This window comes from Marinobacter sp. V34 (assembly GCF_055524115.1).
In genome coordinates, this window is record NZ_JBUPZY010000009.1 from 142827 (window position 1) to 161187 (window position 18361).

The 18361-nt window shown below is 56.9% G+C and carries 15 protein-coding genes; 9 read left to right on the plus strand and 6 right to left on the minus strand.

The features are described from left to right. Positions 1–4 precede the first annotated feature (4 nt). From astA to AC0B60_RS15475, 3 genes are read right to left on the minus strand one after another with little or no spacing between them, the layout of a single operon-like run. A complete protein-coding gene (gene astA / locus AC0B60_RS15465) occupies positions 5–1051 on the minus strand; it encodes an arginine N-succinyltransferase (RefSeq protein ID WP_465086767.1) in 1047 nt (348 codons plus the stop codon). A gap of 28 nt (positions 1052–1079) precedes the next feature. Beyond that, positions 1080–2096, minus strand: coding sequence for an arginine N-succinyltransferase (locus AC0B60_RS15470; RefSeq protein WP_465086769.1), 1017 nt, complete (start codon positions 2094–2096; stop codon positions 1080–1082). A 50-nt stretch (positions 2097–2146) separates the two neighbouring features. After that, the gene (locus tag AC0B60_RS15475; protein WP_465086771.1) at positions 2147–3364 is read right to left on the minus strand and encodes an aspartate aminotransferase family protein; all 1218 of its coding nucleotides are present in this window, start codon (positions 3362–3364) and stop codon (positions 2147–2149) included. Between the two features lie 425 nt (positions 3365–3789). On the opposite strand from AC0B60_RS15475, the gene AC0B60_RS15480 reads away from it, so the two are divergent. The 9 genes from AC0B60_RS15480 (at position 3790) to AC0B60_RS15520 (ending at position 12174) form a co-directional block, all read left to right on the plus strand. Next, positions 3790–4920 (plus strand): hypothetical protein, encoded by a 1131-nt coding sequence (locus AC0B60_RS15480; protein WP_465086773.1) that lies wholly within the window; start codon positions 3790–3792, stop codon positions 4918–4920. Between the two features lie 139 nt (positions 4921–5059). Next, positions 5060–5977: a LysR family transcriptional regulator gene (locus AC0B60_RS15485; protein ID WP_465086775.1), complete on the plus strand. Its 918-nt coding sequence runs from the start codon at positions 5060–5062 to the stop codon at positions 5975–5977. A gap of 80 nt (positions 5978–6057) precedes the next feature. Further along, a complete protein-coding gene (locus tag AC0B60_RS15490) occupies positions 6058–6873 on the plus strand; it encodes a putative hydro-lyase (RefSeq protein ID WP_465086776.1) in 816 nt (271 codons plus the stop codon). 53 nt (positions 6874–6926) lie between these two features. Continuing rightward, positions 6927–7892 (plus strand): TRAP transporter substrate-binding protein, encoded by a 966-nt coding sequence (locus tag AC0B60_RS15495; protein WP_465086777.1) that lies wholly within the window; start codon positions 6927–6929, stop codon positions 7890–7892. A gap of 68 nt (positions 7893–7960) precedes the next feature. After that, the gene (locus AC0B60_RS15500; RefSeq protein WP_465086779.1) at positions 7961–8479 is read left to right on the plus strand and encodes a TRAP transporter small permease; all 519 of its coding nucleotides are present in this window, start codon (positions 7961–7963) and stop codon (positions 8477–8479) included. Continuing rightward, complete coding sequence (locus AC0B60_RS15505) at positions 8479–9786, plus strand: TRAP transporter large permease (RefSeq protein ID WP_421843673.1); 1308 nt, start codon at positions 8479–8481, stop codon at positions 9784–9786. The genes AC0B60_RS15500 and AC0B60_RS15505 overlap by 1 nt, the downstream gene beginning before the upstream one ends. Positions 9787–9816: 30 nt before the next feature. Further along, entirely contained in the window at positions 9817–10551 is a 735-nt protein-coding gene (locus AC0B60_RS15510) for a 5-oxoprolinase subunit PxpA (protein WP_465086780.1), read from the plus strand. Further along, complete coding sequence (gene pxpB, locus AC0B60_RS15515) at positions 10548–11240, plus strand: 5-oxoprolinase subunit PxpB (protein ID WP_465086781.1); 693 nt, start codon at positions 10548–10550, stop codon at positions 11238–11240. Before AC0B60_RS15510 ends, pxpB begins: the two co-directional genes overlap by 4 nt. Beyond that, the gene (locus AC0B60_RS15520; RefSeq protein WP_465086782.1) at positions 11230–12174 is read left to right on the plus strand and encodes a 5-oxoprolinase subunit C family protein; all 945 of its coding nucleotides are present in this window, start codon (positions 11230–11232) and stop codon (positions 12172–12174) included. Before pxpB ends, AC0B60_RS15520 begins: the two co-directional genes overlap by 11 nt. Here the strand turns inward: AC0B60_RS15520 and AC0B60_RS15525 are convergent. The 3 genes from AC0B60_RS15525 to aceE all read right to left on the minus strand — a co-directional run bounded on the left by AC0B60_RS15525 (position 12157) and on the right by aceE (position 18093). Then, a complete protein-coding gene (locus AC0B60_RS15525; protein ID WP_465086783.1) occupies positions 12157–13413 on the minus strand; it encodes an NADH:flavin oxidoreductase/NADH oxidase family protein in 1257 nt (418 codons plus the stop codon). The two genes, AC0B60_RS15520 and AC0B60_RS15525, sit on opposite strands and share 18 nt — an antisense overlap. Before the next feature lie 314 nt (positions 13414–13727). Further along, positions 13728–15404 carry a dihydrolipoyllysine-residue acetyltransferase gene (gene aceF / locus AC0B60_RS15530; RefSeq protein WP_465086784.1) on the minus strand — a complete coding sequence of 559 codons (1677 nt, stop codon included), beginning with the start codon at positions 15402–15404 and terminating at the stop codon, positions 13728–13730. Positions 15405–15414: 10 nt separating this feature from the next. Further along, a complete protein-coding gene (gene aceE, locus AC0B60_RS15535; protein WP_465086786.1) occupies positions 15415–18093 on the minus strand; it encodes a pyruvate dehydrogenase (acetyl-transferring), homodimeric type in 2679 nt (892 codons plus the stop codon). Between the last annotated feature and the right edge of the window lie 268 nt (positions 18094–18361).

An 18361-nucleotide genomic window follows, 5' to 3' on the forward strand; every position in this document is an offset into this window, starting at 1 on the left:
GTCATTACCTCCTTCCGGTATCTTTCAAAGGGGCCAGCCGCACGAGGTCTCCGGATTCTACTTCCAGCGCCTCAGCCACATCGGCCGGAATACTGACAGTATCGAGCCCTATGCACTCGGCCGGTATGGTGGTTACCCGAAAGTCCCGGAACGAGCGGTTGGATATCATTACCTGTTGCTCCGCCGGAACATCCATCACCAGCGGCTTCTTACGAATCATAACGTGGCGATTTATACCTTCGCGCACGGTACGGATGCTGTGAATAAAAGCCTCAACCGCCGGGCCACCATCGAAGATGTCCACCATGCCGTTGAAGTTAAAGCCTTCCGCCTGCAGCATTTTCAGTGCCGGCGCGGTGTTTTCATGCACGCGACCAATAACGGCTCGTGCAGCGTCCGGCAGCATAGGCAGGTAGATGGGGTATTTGGGCATCAGTTCAGCAATGAACGATTTGTTGCCAAGGCCCGACAGCATGTCCGCCTCACTAAACTCCATGTCAAAAAACTTGCTCCCAAGGGCATCCCACAACGGGCTCTGGCCATTGCTGTCGGAAACCCCCCGCATCTCGGCGAAGACTTTCTCGGAGAAGTGCGAGCGGAAGTCGTCCAGGAACATGAACCGGCAACGGGACAACAACAGGCCCGTGCCACCGCCCCGATGGGAGCTCGAAAGCAGCAGCGAGCAAACCTCAGTGGTACCGGTCATGTCATTGGACAGGTGCAGCGTTGGGGTGCGCACATGCACGTCCAGCTCCCGGGAAGCATTCACCGTCACACTCAGCCGGTAATTGTAGAACACCTCGTCCAGGCCCACCCGCGCCTGTATGCCACTGATGCCCACACACCGTTTCAGCTCGGTATCCTCGAGAGCAAACAGGTACAAGCCAGCTTCTGGCGCGCAGCGCTGGTTGAAGGTCTCCTGTGCATGCTGGATTTTCCTTGCCAGCAGTGCCCTGTCCGCAGGTAATGTCGTCAGCCCTTTTCCAGCGCCCTGAGCCATGGCGTACAGGGCGTCGAGGTCGTTCTCCTGCAAGGGTCGGATCACCAGCATTCCGGCCTCCTGTCTGTAATTGCCCTGTTCATAATGGCGTCACCCGTACCGTGTCTCCGGAGCTCAGGCCCAGATACTCCCAGGTTTTCGGCGACACTTTCACTTCGTCTTGAAGGCTCTCGGAGAGCGGTGTCAACGTGCTGCGAAAATCTCCGCCCTCACCACCGCAAATCAGACAGGTTTCGCCATCGTCGGTAGGGGCGGCATGCAGGGTTTTCGGATGACTGGTCACAACAGACTTGAGCGCATCGGTGCGCGCTTCCAGTACCGGCCCGGCATCGAAAATATCGAGATAGCACCCAGCCCGGAATCCTTCGCGCTGAAGCAACTCATACGTCGCCTGGGTTTGTGAATGAGGTTGCCCGAGCGCGTCCTGAGCGGCCTGGCTCAGCAGCGTGACGTAGATCGGGTTGGGTGGCATCAGTTCTGCAATAAAGGTTTTGCTCAACAGCCCGGAGTATTGATCGGCGGTTTCAAAATCCATATTGAAGAAATGCCGCCCCAGACTGTCCCAGAACGGCACCTCGCCGTCTTGTGTCTGCACACCCTGAATTTCCACAACCACCTGATTCGTGAACAGCGAGCGATGGCTGGCGATAAACAGCATCCTGGCGCGGGACAGCAGCTCGAAGGCGTCAGTACCGCGCAGCTCCGGCCTTATGGCAAAGGAGCACAACAGCGTGTGGTCGGTCAACGCATGGGATGGGTACAGAACCTCCACCCGGCGCGAAACGCCCAGCTCATGGGAGGCGTGGATGAGCGCATCCTGCCGGTAATTGTAGAAGGGCTGGCCATTACCCGCCCGCGCATCGATACCGGATACGCCCTGGACCTTACCGGTACGGGTGTCTTCCAGGACAAACAGGAACCGCCTGGGTTCATCGGGTTTGTTTGTGCCGGCAAAGGAACGAGCGGATAGGTCGATCTTGGCGGACAATGCGTCCTGTTTTTTGGGCAGGGTGGATGACATCCGGGGGCCCTGGCCCCCGGCGATGTCGAGTATGTCGTTCAGGTCACCCGGCTGAGCCGGACGTACCAGCCACATAGGCGGCTCCTGTATTCATGTTTGTGGTTAATGTCGCGGGTTAACGCCTGCTACTTGCCACAAACCTTTTTCACGCCAGCTTCAAACCGCGCCAGTGCTTCGTCAATATCAGGCTCTGGAACAATCAGTGACGGCGCCAGTCGCACGACATTCGGGCCGGCAATCAACACCATCACGCCTTCATTCAGGCCGGCATTGAGAAATTCTTTCGCCTTGCCTTTCCACTCCTCCGTTAGAACACAGCCGAGCAACAAGCCAGAGCCACGAACCTCACTGAAGATGCCATAGCGTTCACCAATGTCCATCATCCCCTTCCGCAAACGCTCCGAACGCGCCGCAACGCCCTTGAGGATGTCCGGCTGGCTCACCGTATCAATAACCCGTTGGGCGACAGCACAGGCAAGGGCGTTCCCGCCGTAGGTGCTGCCATGGGTACCGATACCCAGGCTTCTCGCTACCTTCTCCGTGGTCAACATGGCCGCCACGGGGAAGCCCCCGCCAAGCCCCTTGGCCGTGGACAGGATATCCGGCGTTACACCATACATCTGGTAGGCATAGAGGTGACCGGTGCGGCCAACGCCGGACTGGACTTCGTCGAACACTAACAAGGCATCGTTTTCGTCACAGAGCTGGCGCAGGCCCTTGAGGAAATCCGGATCGCCGGGCATGACGCCACCTTCGCCCTGGATAGGCTCTACCACCACTGCGCAGGTCTTGTCCTTAGAGATCAGTTTTCGAACAGACTCCAGATCGTTGAAATCGGCGTGATGAATGCCTCCAGGCGCAGGCTCAAAACCCTCAAGGTACTTGGGTTGACCACCGACGCTGACCGTAAACAGGGTGCGACCATGAAACGAGCTCTTGAAGGAGATGATTTCATTCTTTTCCGGGCCGAAATGCTCCCAGGCATAGCGCCTGGCCAGCTTGAACGCGGCCTCATTAGCCTCGCCGCCGGAATTGGCAAAGAATACACGCTCGGCAAATGTCAGATCGCACAGGGTCTTGGCCAACCGCAGGGCAGGCTCGTTTGTCATGACATTGGACAGATGCCAGATTTTTTCGGCCTGCTCCATCAGCGCACCAACAAGGCCAGGATGATTATGACCGAGGCAGGTCACCGCAATGCCACCCGCCAGGTCGATGTATTCCTTACCTTCCTGATCCCAAATGTGGGAGCCTTCACCCTTGACGGGGATCACAGCCCCGGGTGCGTAGTTGGGGACCATTACCTCATCGAATAACTCACGGCTGACAGGTTCTCTGTTCATCGGTGTCTCTCAAACAAAAACGTGAAAAGGTGCATTCAATCATACGCCACTCAAGGCATAAGCACATCCGGCCCTTTGAGCTGCTTTAATTCAAGCAGTAACGCCCCCAGCTCGGCAATGTTAGTACTTCCACCTACACGTAGAGCAATGTCGTTACCGAGGATACCGTCGCCAGAATTCGGCCTTAATAAAGCCGTAGTCTCAGAGCATCTTTGTCATGAAAATAGGTACGCACTGCTGGAATTAACCGATTTTCTGCCCTACTGGCTACGGGAAATAAACACAATCCTCAAAAAGTTCCCCTAAACCGGCGATTTCGTTGCATAGACATTCGTCTAATTAATGCAAGAATTTATTTGAAATGTCATCGAATGGTAACTACTTTGAAGTGGGTCCAACAAAAATAATGTGTGGAGACAACAAAGATGCAAAGCAATAAACTAAGAATGGCAATTCGATCAACGGCTGCGGTAGCAATTCTGGGGGTAGCTGCGCAGGCACAAGCGGTCAGCTTTGACGCTGGCGGTTACGACACAAGCGTTTATGGCTACGCTCGCCTAAACGCAAGCTATGACATTGACGAAGACGTAAGCAATTCAACCCGTTCAGGTCGGTATGATAGCATCAACACTTCCGGTAGTGACGGCGCAACCGGACACTTCGGTGCCGATGCTGTACAGACGCGTATTGGCGTAAAAACTACTTCTCCCGAGGGCGTTAACGTCACGGTGGAAGGCGACTTCCGCGGTGGCACTCTGCGCCTGCGTCACGGTTTCGGTGAATACAAAGGCGTCCTGATGGGCCAGACCTGGTCCAACTTCAACAGCTTCGTGGGTAACACCTCAACTCTGGACTTCGACTCACTGCCAGGTCTTGCCGGCCTGCAGGGTCGTGTTGCACAGGCTCGTTACACCACAGGGCCGCTATCTTTCTCTCTCGAGGAGCCAAGCAGCTCCATCCTGAACTCTCCGGCGCCAGAGAAAGACTCCATGCCAGCTATCACAGCTCGCCTGCAAGACTCTCAGGGTGGCCTGTCCTACTCTGCAGCGGTTCTGGCTCATCAGGTTGGCTTCGATGACGGCTCAAACGATGAAAGCACATTCGGCTTTGCTACCTTTGGTGCCCTGAAAATGGCGCTGACAGACATGGTGACCATCCAGGGCACCCTGTCATACTCCAACGGTGCGAACGACTACCTCTATCGTTCCGGAGACAACTTTGGCGCAGCTAGTGCCTATGTTGACGGCGGTGACGTGGAAGCTATCTCAGGCTTCGGCGGCTCAGTAGGCGCTGGCTTCAACCTGGGCGGCGGTCGCAGCATCAACATCGGTTACGGTCTTGTTACTGTAGACTGGGATGACGCTGAGGATGATCTTGGCGCAGCAGCAGTTGCTGGCGAGAGCGAAACCAACTCTGCGGTTATGGCTAACTACCAGTGGACCCCTGTCAAGAACGTAATGATGGGCGTTGAGTATGCCCGTCTGGAGCGTGAAAACGTTGACGGCAGCGACGGCGATGCAAACCGCATCCTGTTCGCAGCACAGTACAACTTCTAATCTGATTAGAAGTCAGCAATGCGAAAACCCCGGCCACGTGCCGGGGTTTTTTTATGCCTCTCGCATCATGAACTAAACTTCAGCTAGCTGCCCCACTCAACGTCGACGGGTATTCCGCTATTCAACACGAAGAGCGCCCATGAACTTTAAACGTCTGGAAACCTTTATCTGGGTAGCCACCCTCGGAAGCTTTCGCAAAGCAGCAGAGCGGCAAAACACCACCCAACCTGCGATCTCCAACCGGATAGCAGCCCTTGAAGAAGAGTTGGGCGTTCTGCTATTTGAGCGGGATTCGGGCCGCACCATGTTGACGACCCGGGGGCAGGAGCTGTTGCCCTATGCCGAGAAGATCGTCTCCATGTCGCAGCAACTCCGCAAGCGCGCAGACAGAGTAGCGTTACTGTCCGGCATCTTGAGACTTGGCGTTTCCGAAACCATTGTCCACTCCTGGCTGCCGCACTTCTTCCGCGAGCTGAACGAGAACACACCGAATCTGGACGTGGAGATCACCGTCGACGTGACCGGGAATCTCCGCACTGGCCTGATGGACCGAACCTTTGACCTCGCCTTCCTGATGGGCCCGGTTTCCGAACCCAAAATTGAAAATCTGGACCTGTGCAGCTTCCCCCTGATCTGGGTTGCAAGCCCCTCGCTGAAACTGCCAGACCGGAAACTGGAACTGGAAGAACTGGCCCAATGGCCCATCATCACCTACGCCAGAAACACTAAGCCGTTCGCCGAAATCAGCCAGAAATTCAGCGAACTGGACGAGTTGCCCGCTCGCTTCTATTCCTCCAGTTCGCTGGCAGCGTGTCGCCGGCTAACGCTGGATGGCATTGGCGTGTCGGCACTGCCACTGAGTGTGATCGCTGATGGCCTGAAAAGCGGGCGCCTGATTACCCTGGATGCGGCCTGGACACCATCACAACTGGCATTCACAGCCTCGTACCCCAGCGTGCCATTTAACCCGATTGCCGAACTGGCCGCCAACCTGGCGGTAAACGTTTCGAAACAGTACGCAGAACCAGACATCATAAAAAGTTATCAGCAAGCCTAAAAAACCATAATTAGACTTTTTCGCCAATAGGAATAACCTGAGCCATAACCACATAACAAATTCAATCAGGGGTAGCCGAGATGCAGACCGGCGATTATTCAGACTTCAAAACGGGCCTGCTCGACCAGGTATCTGAGCTGCGTGCGCAGATACGCTCCGGCACCCATACCGGAACCACCAGCGGCAAGGCGCAAAGCCTGGTTCAGGGCAATGTCGTCATCCTTCCGGCCGACTGGGCAAACGATTTTCTCCTCTACTGCCAAAGCAATCCTGTCGCCTGCCCCCTGATTGGCGTATCTCAGACCGGTGACCCCATGCTACCGGGCCTTGGATGTGATCTGGACATCCGAACCGACATCCCGGAGTACCAGATTTTCCGCAATGGCGAACGGGCTGAAACCGCCACTGACATTCGCGATGTGTGGCGCAACGATTTCGTGACGTTTGTACTCGGCTGCTCGTTCTCGTTTGAAGACGCGCTGATCCGCGCCGGCCTGTCTATCAGGAACGTCGAGCAGGGACAGAACGTATCCATGTATCGCTCGAACATTGCGACACAACCGGCCGGTCGATTCCACGGCAACATGGTGGTTTCCATGCGACCGTTCCGCGCTGCGGATGCCATCCGGGCGGTCCAGATCACAACCCGGTTACCAAAAGCGCACGGCGCCCCGGTTCATATTGGCGACCCCGCGTTGATTGGCATCACGGATATCAATAGGCCGGATTTCGGCGACGCCGTGGCGATCGGCCGTGATGAATTGCCTGTGTTCTGGGCCTGTGGCGTCACCCCGCAGGTCGCCCTGGAAAATGCGCGTCCCCCGATCGCGATCACTCACGTACCGGGAAAAATGCTGCTCACCGAGCGGCTTAATGAAGAACTGGCGGTGCTGTAGCAACTGCCAATTGATGACCAAAGCAACAACAACAAAAGAACGGGAGAATCGATATGTTCAAACAACTTGCGACAGCCACCCTGATGGCAGGGTTTTTCTTCACCACCGCAGTCAACGCTGCCCAATGGCACATGCCAACACCCTACGGCGATGCGAACCTGCCAACCAAGATCGCCTATGGGTTTGCTGAAGACATCAAGGCGGGCACCAACGGTGACATAGACATCACCGTCCACTCCGGCGCCTCACTGGTCAAGCATCCGGAAATTCCGAGGGCCGTCCGCACCGGGCAGGTTCAACTGGGCGAGATCTTCATCGGTATCATGGGCAACACCCATCCGGTGTTCAAACATGACAACATTCCGTTTCTGGCAACCAGCTTCGACGACGCAAAACGACTCTGGGAGGCGGCGAAGCCAGAGGTGGAAAAACAACTCGATAAAGAAGGCATGAAGCTGCTTTACACGGTGCCATGGCCAGCCCAGAGCCTCTACACAAAGGCCCCAGTCAACACCATGAGTGACCTGGAAGGTCTGAAGATGCGTGCCTACAGCCCGTCAACGTCCCGGCTTGCAGATCTCATGAACACTACGCCGACCACGGTTCAGGTCCCGGAAATTCCTCAGGCCTTCAGCACTGGCATCATCGACGCGATGATCACGTCACCGTCAACCGGCGCCAATGGCCAGGCCTGGGACTATGTCTCCTACTACACGGATATTAAAGCCTGGATCCCAAAAAACGTTGTGGTTGTTAACAAGCGTGCGTTTCGTCGCCTGGATGACGAACAACAGCAGGTCATTCTTGATGCCGCCGCGGCTGCCGAAAAGAAAGGCTGGGAGGGTGTTCGTGTCACCGCTGCCGAAGATACGGCGACACTGTCAGAGAACGGCATTGAGGTGTCCGAGCCATCCGAGCAGTTGATGAAGGAATTCCAGAAGATCGGCGACGTCATGATCAAGGAATGGGAAGAGGAGGCTCCGAAGGAAGTCGGCGCTATTCTGCAAAACTACCGGTAACCGGTCCATTCACAAGACGCTTTCCCCTGGAGCCCCCAGTGGGAAAGCCGCCTTGAGAGGCATCTTCCATGAGCACCCTTCGAGACAAGTTTTACTTGGCATCCGGCTACGCAGCAGGCTTCTGCATCGCATTAATCATGGTCGTGATTCTGGTGCAGATCGTCGGTCGCCTGTTCGGCTTCATCATTCCGTCCGCTGAAAACGTGTCAGGGTATGCACTGGCTGCCTCCACCTTTTTCGGGCTTGCCTACACCTTTCATGAAGGCGGCCATATCCGGGTAACCCTGGTTATCCAGAAGTGGTCGCCCCGGGCACGGTTCGTTCAGGAACTGGCGGTACTCATCCTTGGCCTTGGTCTTGCGAGCTTTATGACGTTCTACTGCTGGCACATGGTTTGGGAGTCCTACATTTTCGAGGAAGTCTCCCACGGCTACATTCCCATTCCGCTCTGGATACCTCAGATCCCGGTGGGCCTGGGCACGTTAGCGCTTACTATCGCGATCCTGGATGACCTGATCGCAGTGCTGCGAAAACGTGTGCCTTCCTACCAACAGCACGAAAGTGACGTCAACCTGGAGGAAATCTGATGGATACGACTCTGCTTTCCATCGCTCTCGCTGCCTCCATGATATTGATGCTGGCACTTGGCGTCTGGGTGTCACTGACGCTGGTCGGCATCGGCGTCCTGGGGTTGCTGCTGTCCGGCAACGACCAGATCGGGCTTTTGTTTGCAACGTCAAGTTGGGGCGCGAGTACCGGCTGGTCGCTGACCGCACTGCCCATGTTCATCTGGATGGGCGAGGTTCTGTTCCGTACTCGCTTGTCCGAGGACCTGTTCAAGGGGCTGTCACCCTGGATGGGTGGTTTGCCGGGCAAGCTGCTACACGTAAACATTCTCAGCTGCGGTATATTCGCCGCAGTGTCCGGTTCGTCGGCCGCGACGGCGGCCACTATTGGCCGCATGACCCTGCCCGAGCTCAAGGCTCAGGGTTACAGCGACCGCATGGCTGTCGGTACCCTTGCTGGTTCCGGCACTCTTGGGCTGCTGATACCGCCGTCCATCATTCTGATTGTTTACGGCGTGGCGGCAGAAGTATCCATCGGCCGTCTGTTTATCGCCGGTGCCCTGCCGGGCCTGATGCTGGTGGTCATGTTCATGGGTTACACCATGGTCTGGGCGGCATTAAACAAGGATGAGATGCCCAAGCATAAGAAAGAGCATATTTCGTTCTCAGCCAAGATCAAGGCGCTGCGAATGCTGCTCCCGATTGTGGGCCTGATTGTATTTGTGCTTGGTTCGATTTATGCCGGCTTTACCACACCCACCGAGGCTGCAGCACTCGGCGTTTTTGGCGCGCTGTTACTGGCAGCTGTCACCGGCTCTCTGAATGCCGACAGTTTCAAGGCCAGCCTGCTGGGCGCGGTCAAGAGCTCCTGCATGATTGGCCTGATTCTGGTAGGCGCGCACTTCCTCACGCTGTCCATGGGTTTTCTCGGCATTCCACGAGAACTGGCGGAATGGATCGGCAGCATGTCGCTCTCGTCTTTCGAATTGCTGGTGTGCCTGACCGCCCTGTTCGTGATCCTGGGCTGCTTCCTGGATGGCATCTCCGTGGTCGTTCTTACCGTCGCCGTGGTCATGCCCATGGTCCAGCAAGCCGGCATCGACATGCTCTGGTTTGGCATCTTTATTGTGCTGGTTGTGGAGATGGCACAAATCACACCACCGGTGGGCTTCAACCTGTTCGTGATCCAGGCGTTGACCGGAAAAGACATCCTCTACGTTGCCCGAGCTGCGTTACCCTTTTTCCTGCTGATCATGGCGGCACTGTTTCTGATCGGGTGGTTCCCGGAAATTGTTACCTACCTCCCTCAGACCATGAGCCGAGGCTAGCGCACATTCACCTGTTTCTGGAGACAACTGATGAAACTCAATTGCGATATGGGCGAGAGCTTCGGCAGCTGGACCAAAGGTATGGATGCCAAGGTCATGCCCTACATCGATATGGCCAATATTGCCTGCGGCTTTCATGCCTCAGACCCGTTGACCATGGACCGCACCGTAAGAACCGCGATTGCCGAGAAGGTCAGCATCGGCGCACACCCGGGCTATCCAGACCTGCTCGGCTTTGGTCGACGTGACATGGAGTTCGCGCCAGAGGAACTGGAAGCGCTACTGGTATACCAGATCGCTGCGCTGGACGGCATCTGCCGAACCCACGGCACAGCCATCGAATACATCAAACCCCACGGCGCGCTCTACAATAAAATGGCGGTTGACCGAACAACCCTGGCAACGGTAATGGCTGCCGTACGCAACTATGCGCCCCACTGCCCCCTGGTGGTCATGGCAACACCCGATGCCGACGAGGTTCTGGCGCTGGCCGCCGACGTTGGCATCGATGTGTGGTTCGAGGCGTTTTCCGACCGCGCGTATAGCGACGAAGGCCGGCTGGTTAAACGCTCGGCGAAGAACGCGGTTCACAACACACCGGCAGCCATAGAGGGGCAGGTAACACAGATCGTCACCGAAGGCAGCGTCACGTCGATTTCCGGCAAACGTATCCCGATAAAGGCTGACACTCTCTGCATTCATGGCGACAGCCAGCATGCAGTAGAGGCGGCCAGGCACATGCGGCAGGTAGTCGAGTCACTATGATCATCGAAGCCGTCAACGAGAGCACGTGCATCGTCTACTTTGGTGACCGTATCAGCGACGACATCGCCGGCCAGGTCAAGCGAGCCACGGAGGCCATACGCCAGAACCTGTCGGACCTGGTGATTGACCTGGTGCCTTCGTATACCTCCGTTCTGGTTTGCTATGACGCCGACAGAGCCGACCGCTTTGGTATCGCGTGCCGGATCCGCAAGTTACTGAGCCAGAGCGAACAAGCGACGTCGGAGGAAAACTCATCCAGCACCATCGAACTGCCAGTCTACTACGGGCCCGAAGTAGGGCTGGACCTGGACGAGGTCTGTGACTATTCCGGCCTCAGCCGGGAAGAAGTGATACGTATCCATAGCGAACAGACCTACCGTGTATACGCCATTGGATTCAGCCCGGGGTTCGCTTACCTCGGCATTACCGACCAGCGAATTGCCCTGCCCCGAAAAGCCACGCCCCGACAGAAAATACCCACTGGGAGCGTTGGTATCGCTGGCTCGCAGACCGCCATCTATCCCAGCGCTACGCCGGGCGGATGGCAGATAGTCGGTCGCACACCTCAAAGAATGATCGATTGGGACAGTGATTCTCTGGCGCTGGTGGCCGTGGGGGATCGGGTCCGGTTCCGGTCCATTGACCGCCAGGAATATCTGGACCTGGGAGGCAGCCTCGATGAGTTTTGAAGTTCTGGATGGCGGCATGCTGGCCTTACTGCAGGATCCCGGCCGCTACGGCTACCAGCATATTGGCGTGACCACCGGCGGCCCCATGGACGAGCACGCCTTTCGTTGGGCCAATCGCCTGCTCGGTAATCCGCCGGAGGCGGCGCAGATTGAGATCAATATTGGAAGACTGGGCCTGCTGGCCCATGAGGATACCTGCATTGCGCTCACGGGTGCGGACCTCGGAGCACAGATCAATGGAGAGGCGGCAGCGCCCTGGCATACCTATCAAATCCACCAGGGGGACCGCATCGAATTCGGCATGCCGGTAGCCGGGCTAAGAGCCTACCTTGCCGTCGCCGGGGGATTAAAGCCCACCGTAAAACTGGGTAGTTGCGCGACCGTCGTGCGCGAAGGACTTGGCGGGCTGGATGGGCGCGGACAACAGCTGGCCAAAGGCGACCGGATCGGGTTTGACCGCTGCCAGCATCAAACCATGGCGAGCCTGCCGGCCGGGGAAATCCCGGACTATAACCAGGACCTCCACATCGGTGTGATTCCCAGCTACCAATACGCACACTTCTCACCAGGTGAGCGTATGAAATTTTTCACCGGCACCTACGAAGTCAGCCAGCGAATTGATCGCATGGGCTACCGGTTAACGGGCGCCCCCATCACCTCTGAGCTGGACGGCATTATCTCAGAAGGCATCGCTTATGGCGCTATTCAGGTGCCCAGTGACGGCCAGCCGATTGTGCTGATGAAAGACCGGCAAACCATCGGCGGCTACCCGAAAATAGGCTGCCTGAGCGCTCTGGATGCGGGCCAACTGGCACAACGCGGCCCTGGCGCCCGAGTCTGTTTTTACCTTGCGGATGTCGCCGACGCCGAAGCCCAGCGCGCGATTTTCAACCACAAGGTGACTAAGTGGAAACTATCACTCGCCGGCCCGTAGTCGGGTGCGCACACCCCGTGACGTCATCACCGCCAACACCTCCATCAGTGACAGAGCGCCCCGGTCGTGCTTCTTCGGCGCCTTGCCTTTGCCCATGCGCCCCAGTTGCCGGGTGTACCAACTCACTTCCATGAGCGCCATATCGTCAATCATGCGGATGCCGGTGCGAATGGGCTTCACGGAACTGGTAAATGCCTGCCCTGCCATAATGCGCTTCGGGAAGTCCGGCTCCACCGCCAGTGGCCGCGCCAGACCCACCAGATCCGTAGCCCGCGATGCCACAGCTTCTGCCATGCCTGACTCAGTGCGGAAGCCACCGGTTACCATCAACGGCACGTCCACCCGCTTGCGCACCTTCTCCGCAAATTCCAGGAAATACGCCTCCCGTGCGACGGTGCTGTCCTTGGCGCCATTCGCACCCTTGGCACCTTTCGCCATCGCCGGGTTTTCGTAATTGCCGCCGGAAATCTCCACCAGGTCAATGCCGAGCTCCGCCAGGGTCTCGATAACCTTTAACGACTCTTCCTCGGTAAAGCCGCCCCGCTGGAAATCCGCCGAATTCAGCTTGATGCCCACACTGAACTGCTCGCCGGTCGCGGCGCGGATGGCTTTGTACACCTCCACCACAAATCGCATCCGATTCTCGGGACTACTGCCCCACTCGTCCTCCCGAACGTTATGGTGGGGCGACAAAAACTGACTCACCAGATAGCCGTGCGCGCCGTGAATCTGCACCCCGGAAAAGCCCGCCTTCTCTGCAATCGCCGCACTGCTGGCGAACCGCTGGATAATCTCCTCAATCTCAGACACTTCCAGCGCCCGGGGCGTCGCAAACATGGCCTGTAACTCCTTGCGAAACGGAACAGCACTGGGCGACACCGGCGCCTTGTTCAGCATTTTCGGGCTCTGCTTACCGGGATGGTTGAGCTGCATCCACAGCTGGCACCCATTGCGTGAACCAGCCCTAGCCCATTCCCGCAACAGGTCCAGATCCCGCTCATCCTCCAGCACCACATTCCCTGGCTCACCAATATGTCGCCGATCAATCATCACATTCCCGGTGATCGACAACCCTATGCCTCCGTCCGCCCAGGTACCGTAAAGCCTCGGCAGATCCCTCGTTACACGGTTATCCATGGTTCCAAGGGTTTCGCTCATCGCTGATTTGGCAAAACGGTTGGGAATCACCGCCCCGTTTTTCAGGGCCAGCGGCTGGGAAAGCAGTTCGGCAGGATTCATTGATCGGTCTCCGTAGGGCGCCTGGAGTTTTCCAAGGACGAGATCCGATCATGGCGAGTAAACAAAATGGCTGCATTGGCCGGAATGCCGAGAAAAGTCCCGTCATTAACAAGTCGGCAGAAGAAACGATAAACAAAAGGCGATATCAAAGGGGCAAAAACAAGCGAGGCCGGTAAGGCTGTTCAGAACCGTGGAGGGCCATGGATGGCCCGACCGAGACTACAGGGACGTACTCGCGGCGTGTTCTGAATAGCCTTACCGGCCTCGCGATCGCCCCATAGCTAGAAGGCTACAGAGCGATCAATCACTGGAAGTCAAAGAAGAAGAGATCGAATATCCCCCAACAACTGACTCAACACCGAGGTAAACCGGGCCGCATCCGCCCCATTTACCGCGCGGTGGTCATAAGACAGCGACAACGGCAGCATCAACCGAGGCTGGAAATCCTTTCCATCCCAGACCGGCTTCATCGCCGCCTTTGAGACACCAAGAATTGCCACCTCCGGCGTATTCACGATCGGCGTGAACGCCGTGCCGCCAATACCACCCAGGCTGGTGATGGTAAAGCAGGCACCCTGCATCTCTGCCGGTTTAAGCTGCTTGTCCCGCGCCTTCTGCGCCAGGTCCGCGCTTTCCGCCGCGAGCTCCCAGAGCCCCTTCTTGTCGACATCCTTGATCACCGGCACCATCAGCCCGTGAGGCGTGTCCACCGCGATACCAATGTGAATGTACTGCTTGCGGATCACTTCCTTGCGATCCATATCCAGCGACACATTGAACTGCGGCAAGTCCGCCAGCGCCGTGGCGCAGGCCTTCAGCAGGAACGGAAGCGGTGTCATCTTCACACCTTTCTTCTCGCCCGCCGCCTTCTGCGCTTTGCGGAAGTCCTCCATGTCGGTGATGTCAGCGTCCTCGAACTGGGTGACGTGAGGTACGTTCAACCAGCTGCGCTGCATATTGTTCGCCGTGGCAAACATCATGCGCGACATGGATTCCCGCTCAATCTCGCCAAACTGGCTGAAGTCCGGCAGTTTCACTCCGGGGATACCGGCACCGCCACCGCCAGCCACTGTGCTGCCCTGCTGCGTCTGCTGCAGCTGGCTCTTCACATAGGCCTGCACATCATCTTTAAGGATGCGGTTTTTGGGGCCCGACCCTTTAATTCGAGTAAGATCCGCTCCGAATTCCCTGGCCAATTTACGTACCGCAGGGCCAGCGTGAACCTTGGCCCCTGGAGTCGGCGGCTCATAAGTTGTTGATGGCTGATCGGGCTTCGGCTCCGAGCTCTTCTCTTCCGGCTTTCCCTTACCTTCCGACTTTTCCTCACTCGAAGTAGGCTCTGACGAGGCATCCTCTTCGTCCGTTTCGCCACCCTCTTCCACGATGGTCATTTCAACCAGATCGTGGCCTTCAGAGAGTTTGTCACCTTCTTTGACCAGAACTTTGCCGATCTTGCCGGCATAAGGAGATGGAATTTCCATCGTGGCTTTATCGGATTCCACGGTCACCAGTGCATCGTCCGCCTCAACCTCGTCGCCTTCGCTGACGTTGATCTCAATCACCGGCACATTGTCAAAGCCATCAAGCTGGGGCACCTTCACGGTTTCCTTCCGGGAACCGCCAGATTTCTTCGGTGCCGGCTTTTTCTCTTCGGACTTGGACTCTTTCTCGTCCGACTTGGCTTCCGCCTCGTCTTCCTTGCCGGACTTGGCGTCTTCGCCAGAATCCTTGTCGTCATCCGAGCCACCGGCGTCGCCAGCTTCCATCATGCCAACAACATCGCCTTCCTTGACCTTGTCACCCACTTTGACGGTGATCTTGGTGATTTTACCAGCGCCGGGTGACGGCAGCTCCACCGATGCCTTATCGGACTCCACCGTCAGTATCGGATCTTCTTCCTCAACCGAATCCCCCTTGCTGACGAGCACTTCGATAACCTCGACCTCGTCTGCACCGCCGAGATCCGGAACCTTGATTTCCTGTTCACTCATGGCGGTCTCCTTAGCTCAGCACCGGGTTCGTTTTGTTGCGATCGATTCCGTACTTGCGCATAGCGTCGAGAACCACGTCATTCTTGACTTCACCGTCCCGTGCCAGAGCCGCCAGCGCGGTCACCGCCACGTAGTAACGATCCACCTCGAAGTGACTCCGCAATTTCTCGCGGGTATCACTGCGACCAAAGCCATCGGTGCCCAGGGTCAGGTAGGTTTTCGGAATGTAGTCACGTATCTGCTCGGACAACAGCTTGATGTAGTCCGTGGACGACACCACCGGCCCCTGCTGTTTTTCCAGGCACTGGGTGACGTACGACTTCTTGGGTGTGCCGTCCGGGTGCAGGCGATTCCAGCGCTCAATGTGCAGGCCGTCCCGGGCCAGTTCGTTAAAGCTGGTCACGCTCCAGATATCACTGGCAACGCCGAAGTCGTCCTTCAGCAGCTCTGCAGCGGCACGCACCTCGTTGAGGATGGCACCGGAACCCAGCAACTGAACCCGCGGAGTCTTCTTGCGGCCCTTGGTTTCAACGGAATCCAGCAGGTACATACCCTTGATAATGCCGTCTTCCACTTTCTTCCCGTCCTTGCCTTGCGGCATGGCGGGCTGCTCGTAGTTTTCGTTCTCGATGGTCAGGTAGTAGAAGACGTTCTGGTTATCTTCAAACATTTCCTTGATGCCATGCTGAACCACCACGGCCATCTCATAGCCGTAGGCCGGATCATAGGCCTTACAGCTGGGAATGGTCTGGGCCAGGATGTGGCTGTGACCGTCCTGGTGCTGCAGACCTTCACCGTTCAGCGTTGTGCGCCCGGCGGTACCACCAATCAGGAAACCACGGGCCTGGATATCACCAGACGCCCAGGCAAGGTCACCCACGCGCTGGAAACCGAACATGGAGTAGAAGATGTAGAAAGGTATCAATGGGAAATTGTTGGTGCTGTACGAGGTTGCCGCTGCCATCCAGGCCGCCATGGAACCGTCCTCGTTAATCCCTTCCTCAAGAACCTGACCTTTCTTGTCTTCCTTGTAGTACATGATCTGGTCACGGTCTTCCGGCACATACTTCTGGCCTTCTGACGTGTAGATACCCATCTGGCGGAACATGCCTTCCATCCCGAAGGTACGGGCCTCGTCCGGTACGATCGGAACAATTCTCTTACCAATACGCTTGTCCTTGGTCAGAGCCGTCAGCAATCGCACGAATGCCATGGTGGTGGAAATCTCGCGACCGTTGGAGCCTTCCAGCAGGTTCTTGAAGGTATCCAGTGGCGGCGCCTGCAATGGCTGACAGTCCTTGCGACGCTTAGGATAAAAACCGCCCAATTCTTGCCGGCGCTTGTTCATGTAAACAATTTCCGGGCTGTCCGGCGCCGGCCGGTAATAGGGCACGTCTTTCAACTCTTCATCCTTCAGCGGCACGGCAAAGCGGTCACGGAAGGCTTTCAGCTGCTCAATATCGAGCTTCTTCAGGGAGTGCGCAGTATTCTGGGCCTCGCCGGCATTGCCGAAGCCATAACCCTTGATGGTGTGAGCCAGAATCACCGTCGGTCGGCCACCATTGTTATGGATGGCGTGGTGATAGGCTGCGTATACCTTGTAGGGATCGTGGCCACCGCGGTTAAGCTTGTTGATGTCCTCGTCGGTGAGGTTTTCCACCATCTTGGACAACTCCGGGTATTTGCCGAAGAAGTGTTTGCGAGTATAGGCCGGACCGTTGCTCTTGAAGTTTTGCAGGTCGCCGTCAACGGCTTCGTCCATGACACGCTGCATCAGGCCGTCCTGATCCTTCTCGAACAGCGGGTCCCACATGCGGCCCCAGACCACTTTCAGCACGTTCCAGCCAGCGCCCCGGAACACGCCTTCCAGTTCCTGGATGATCTTGCCGTTACCACGGACAGGGCCATCGAGGCGCTGCAGGTTACAGTTAACCACAAAAATCAGGTTACTGAGATTTTCGCGGCCAGCCACAGAGATGGACCCCAGAGTTTCCGGTTCGTCGCATTCGCCGTCACCGACAAAGCACCAAACCTTACGGTCGCCCATATCGATCAGCTCGCGGCTGTGCAGGTACTTCATCACGTGGGCCTGGTAGATGGCCTGAATTGGTCCAAGGCCCATCGACACCGTTGGGAACTGCCAGTAATCCGGCATCAACCAGGGATGGGGATAGGATGACAGGCCATCACCGTCAACCTCTTCCCGGTACTTATCCAGCTGGTCTTCATTAAATCGCCCTTCCAGGTAGGAACGGGCATAAATGCCCGGAGAGGAATGGCCCTGAAAATACACCAGATCCGATTCGCGCTTCTCGTCCCCACCGTGGAAGAAGTAGTTGAAGCCAACATCGTACAATGTGGCCGCCGAGGAGAAGGACGACACGTGCCCGCCCAGATCACCCGGGCGCTGATTGGCCCGCAACACCATGGCCATGGCGTTCCAACGGATCAGGGAGCGGATACGACGCTCCATGAACAAGTCGCCCGGCATCCTGGATTCCTGGGTAACAGGAATGGAATTGCGGAAGGGCGTGGTGATGGAATAGGGCAACTCAGTGCCGTCGCGGCTGGCTCGTTCGGAGAGCCTTTCGAGAATGTACTTGGCGCGATCAACGCCCTCCTGTTCGATCAGAGACTCCAGCGCATCCAGCCATTCACTGGTCTCTATGGGATCATCGTCCTGGTACATCAAACCTCCCCTTGGCATTAAAAAGTGCAGCGCGCCACGATCAGCAGCGGAGCGTCTTGCAATATCGATAAGCTGCGATGGAATGCAGAGCGTTTTATTATGGGTATCTGCCTGCCCGTTACCTTGAACAAGCATAGAACACGATCGCCAGTTTTACTGCGTGAAGCGCCTTTGCGTAACTTGGCCTTTGGTCAGGCGAATTCAGGTAGCACTCACACACCGGCAAAAACCACACCGACGATTAAGTAGTATTTTTACTACATTTCGG

Excerpts from the sequence above, each read along its gene's own strand:
- astA (WP_465086767.1), bottom strand. The coding sequence starts at position 1,051 with ATGCTGGTGATCCGACCCTTGCAGGAGAACGACCTCGACGCCCTGTAC.
- AC0B60_RS15470 (WP_465086769.1), bottom strand. The coding sequence starts at position 2,096 with ATGTGGCTGGTACGTCCGGCTCAGCCGGGTGACCTGAACGACATACTC.
- AC0B60_RS15475 (WP_465086771.1), bottom strand. The coding sequence starts at position 3,364 with ATGAACAGAGAACCTGTCAGCCGTGAGTTATTCGATGAGGTAATGGTC.
- AC0B60_RS15480 (WP_465086773.1), top strand. The coding sequence starts at position 3,790 with ATGCAAAGCAATAAACTAAGAATGGCAATTCGATCAACGGCTGCGGTA.
- AC0B60_RS15485 (WP_465086775.1), top strand. The coding sequence starts at position 5,060 with ATGAACTTTAAACGTCTGGAAACCTTTATCTGGGTAGCCACCCTCGGA.
- AC0B60_RS15490 (WP_465086776.1), top strand. The coding sequence starts at position 6,058 with ATGCAGACCGGCGATTATTCAGACTTCAAAACGGGCCTGCTCGACCAG.
- AC0B60_RS15495 (WP_465086777.1), top strand. The coding sequence starts at position 6,927 with ATGTTCAAACAACTTGCGACAGCCACCCTGATGGCAGGGTTTTTCTTC.
- AC0B60_RS15500 (WP_465086779.1), top strand. The coding sequence starts at position 7,961 with ATGAGCACCCTTCGAGACAAGTTTTACTTGGCATCCGGCTACGCAGCA.
- AC0B60_RS15505 (WP_421843673.1), top strand. The coding sequence starts at position 8,479 with ATGGATACGACTCTGCTTTCCATCGCTCTCGCTGCCTCCATGATATTG.
- AC0B60_RS15510 (WP_465086780.1), top strand. The coding sequence starts at position 9,817 with ATGAAACTCAATTGCGATATGGGCGAGAGCTTCGGCAGCTGGACCAAA.
- pxpB (WP_465086781.1), top strand. The coding sequence starts at position 10,548 with ATGATCATCGAAGCCGTCAACGAGAGCACGTGCATCGTCTACTTTGGT.
- AC0B60_RS15520 (WP_465086782.1), top strand. The coding sequence starts at position 11,230 with ATGAGTTTTGAAGTTCTGGATGGCGGCATGCTGGCCTTACTGCAGGAT.
- AC0B60_RS15525 (WP_465086783.1), bottom strand. The coding sequence starts at position 13,413 with ATGAATCCTGCCGAACTGCTTTCCCAGCCGCTGGCCCTGAAAAACGGG.
- aceF (WP_465086784.1), bottom strand. The coding sequence starts at position 15,404 with ATGAGTGAACAGGAAATCAAGGTTCCGGATCTCGGCGGTGCAGACGAG.
- aceE (WP_465086786.1), bottom strand. The coding sequence starts at position 18,093 with ATGTACCAGGACGATGATCCCATAGAGACCAGTGAATGGCTGGATGCG.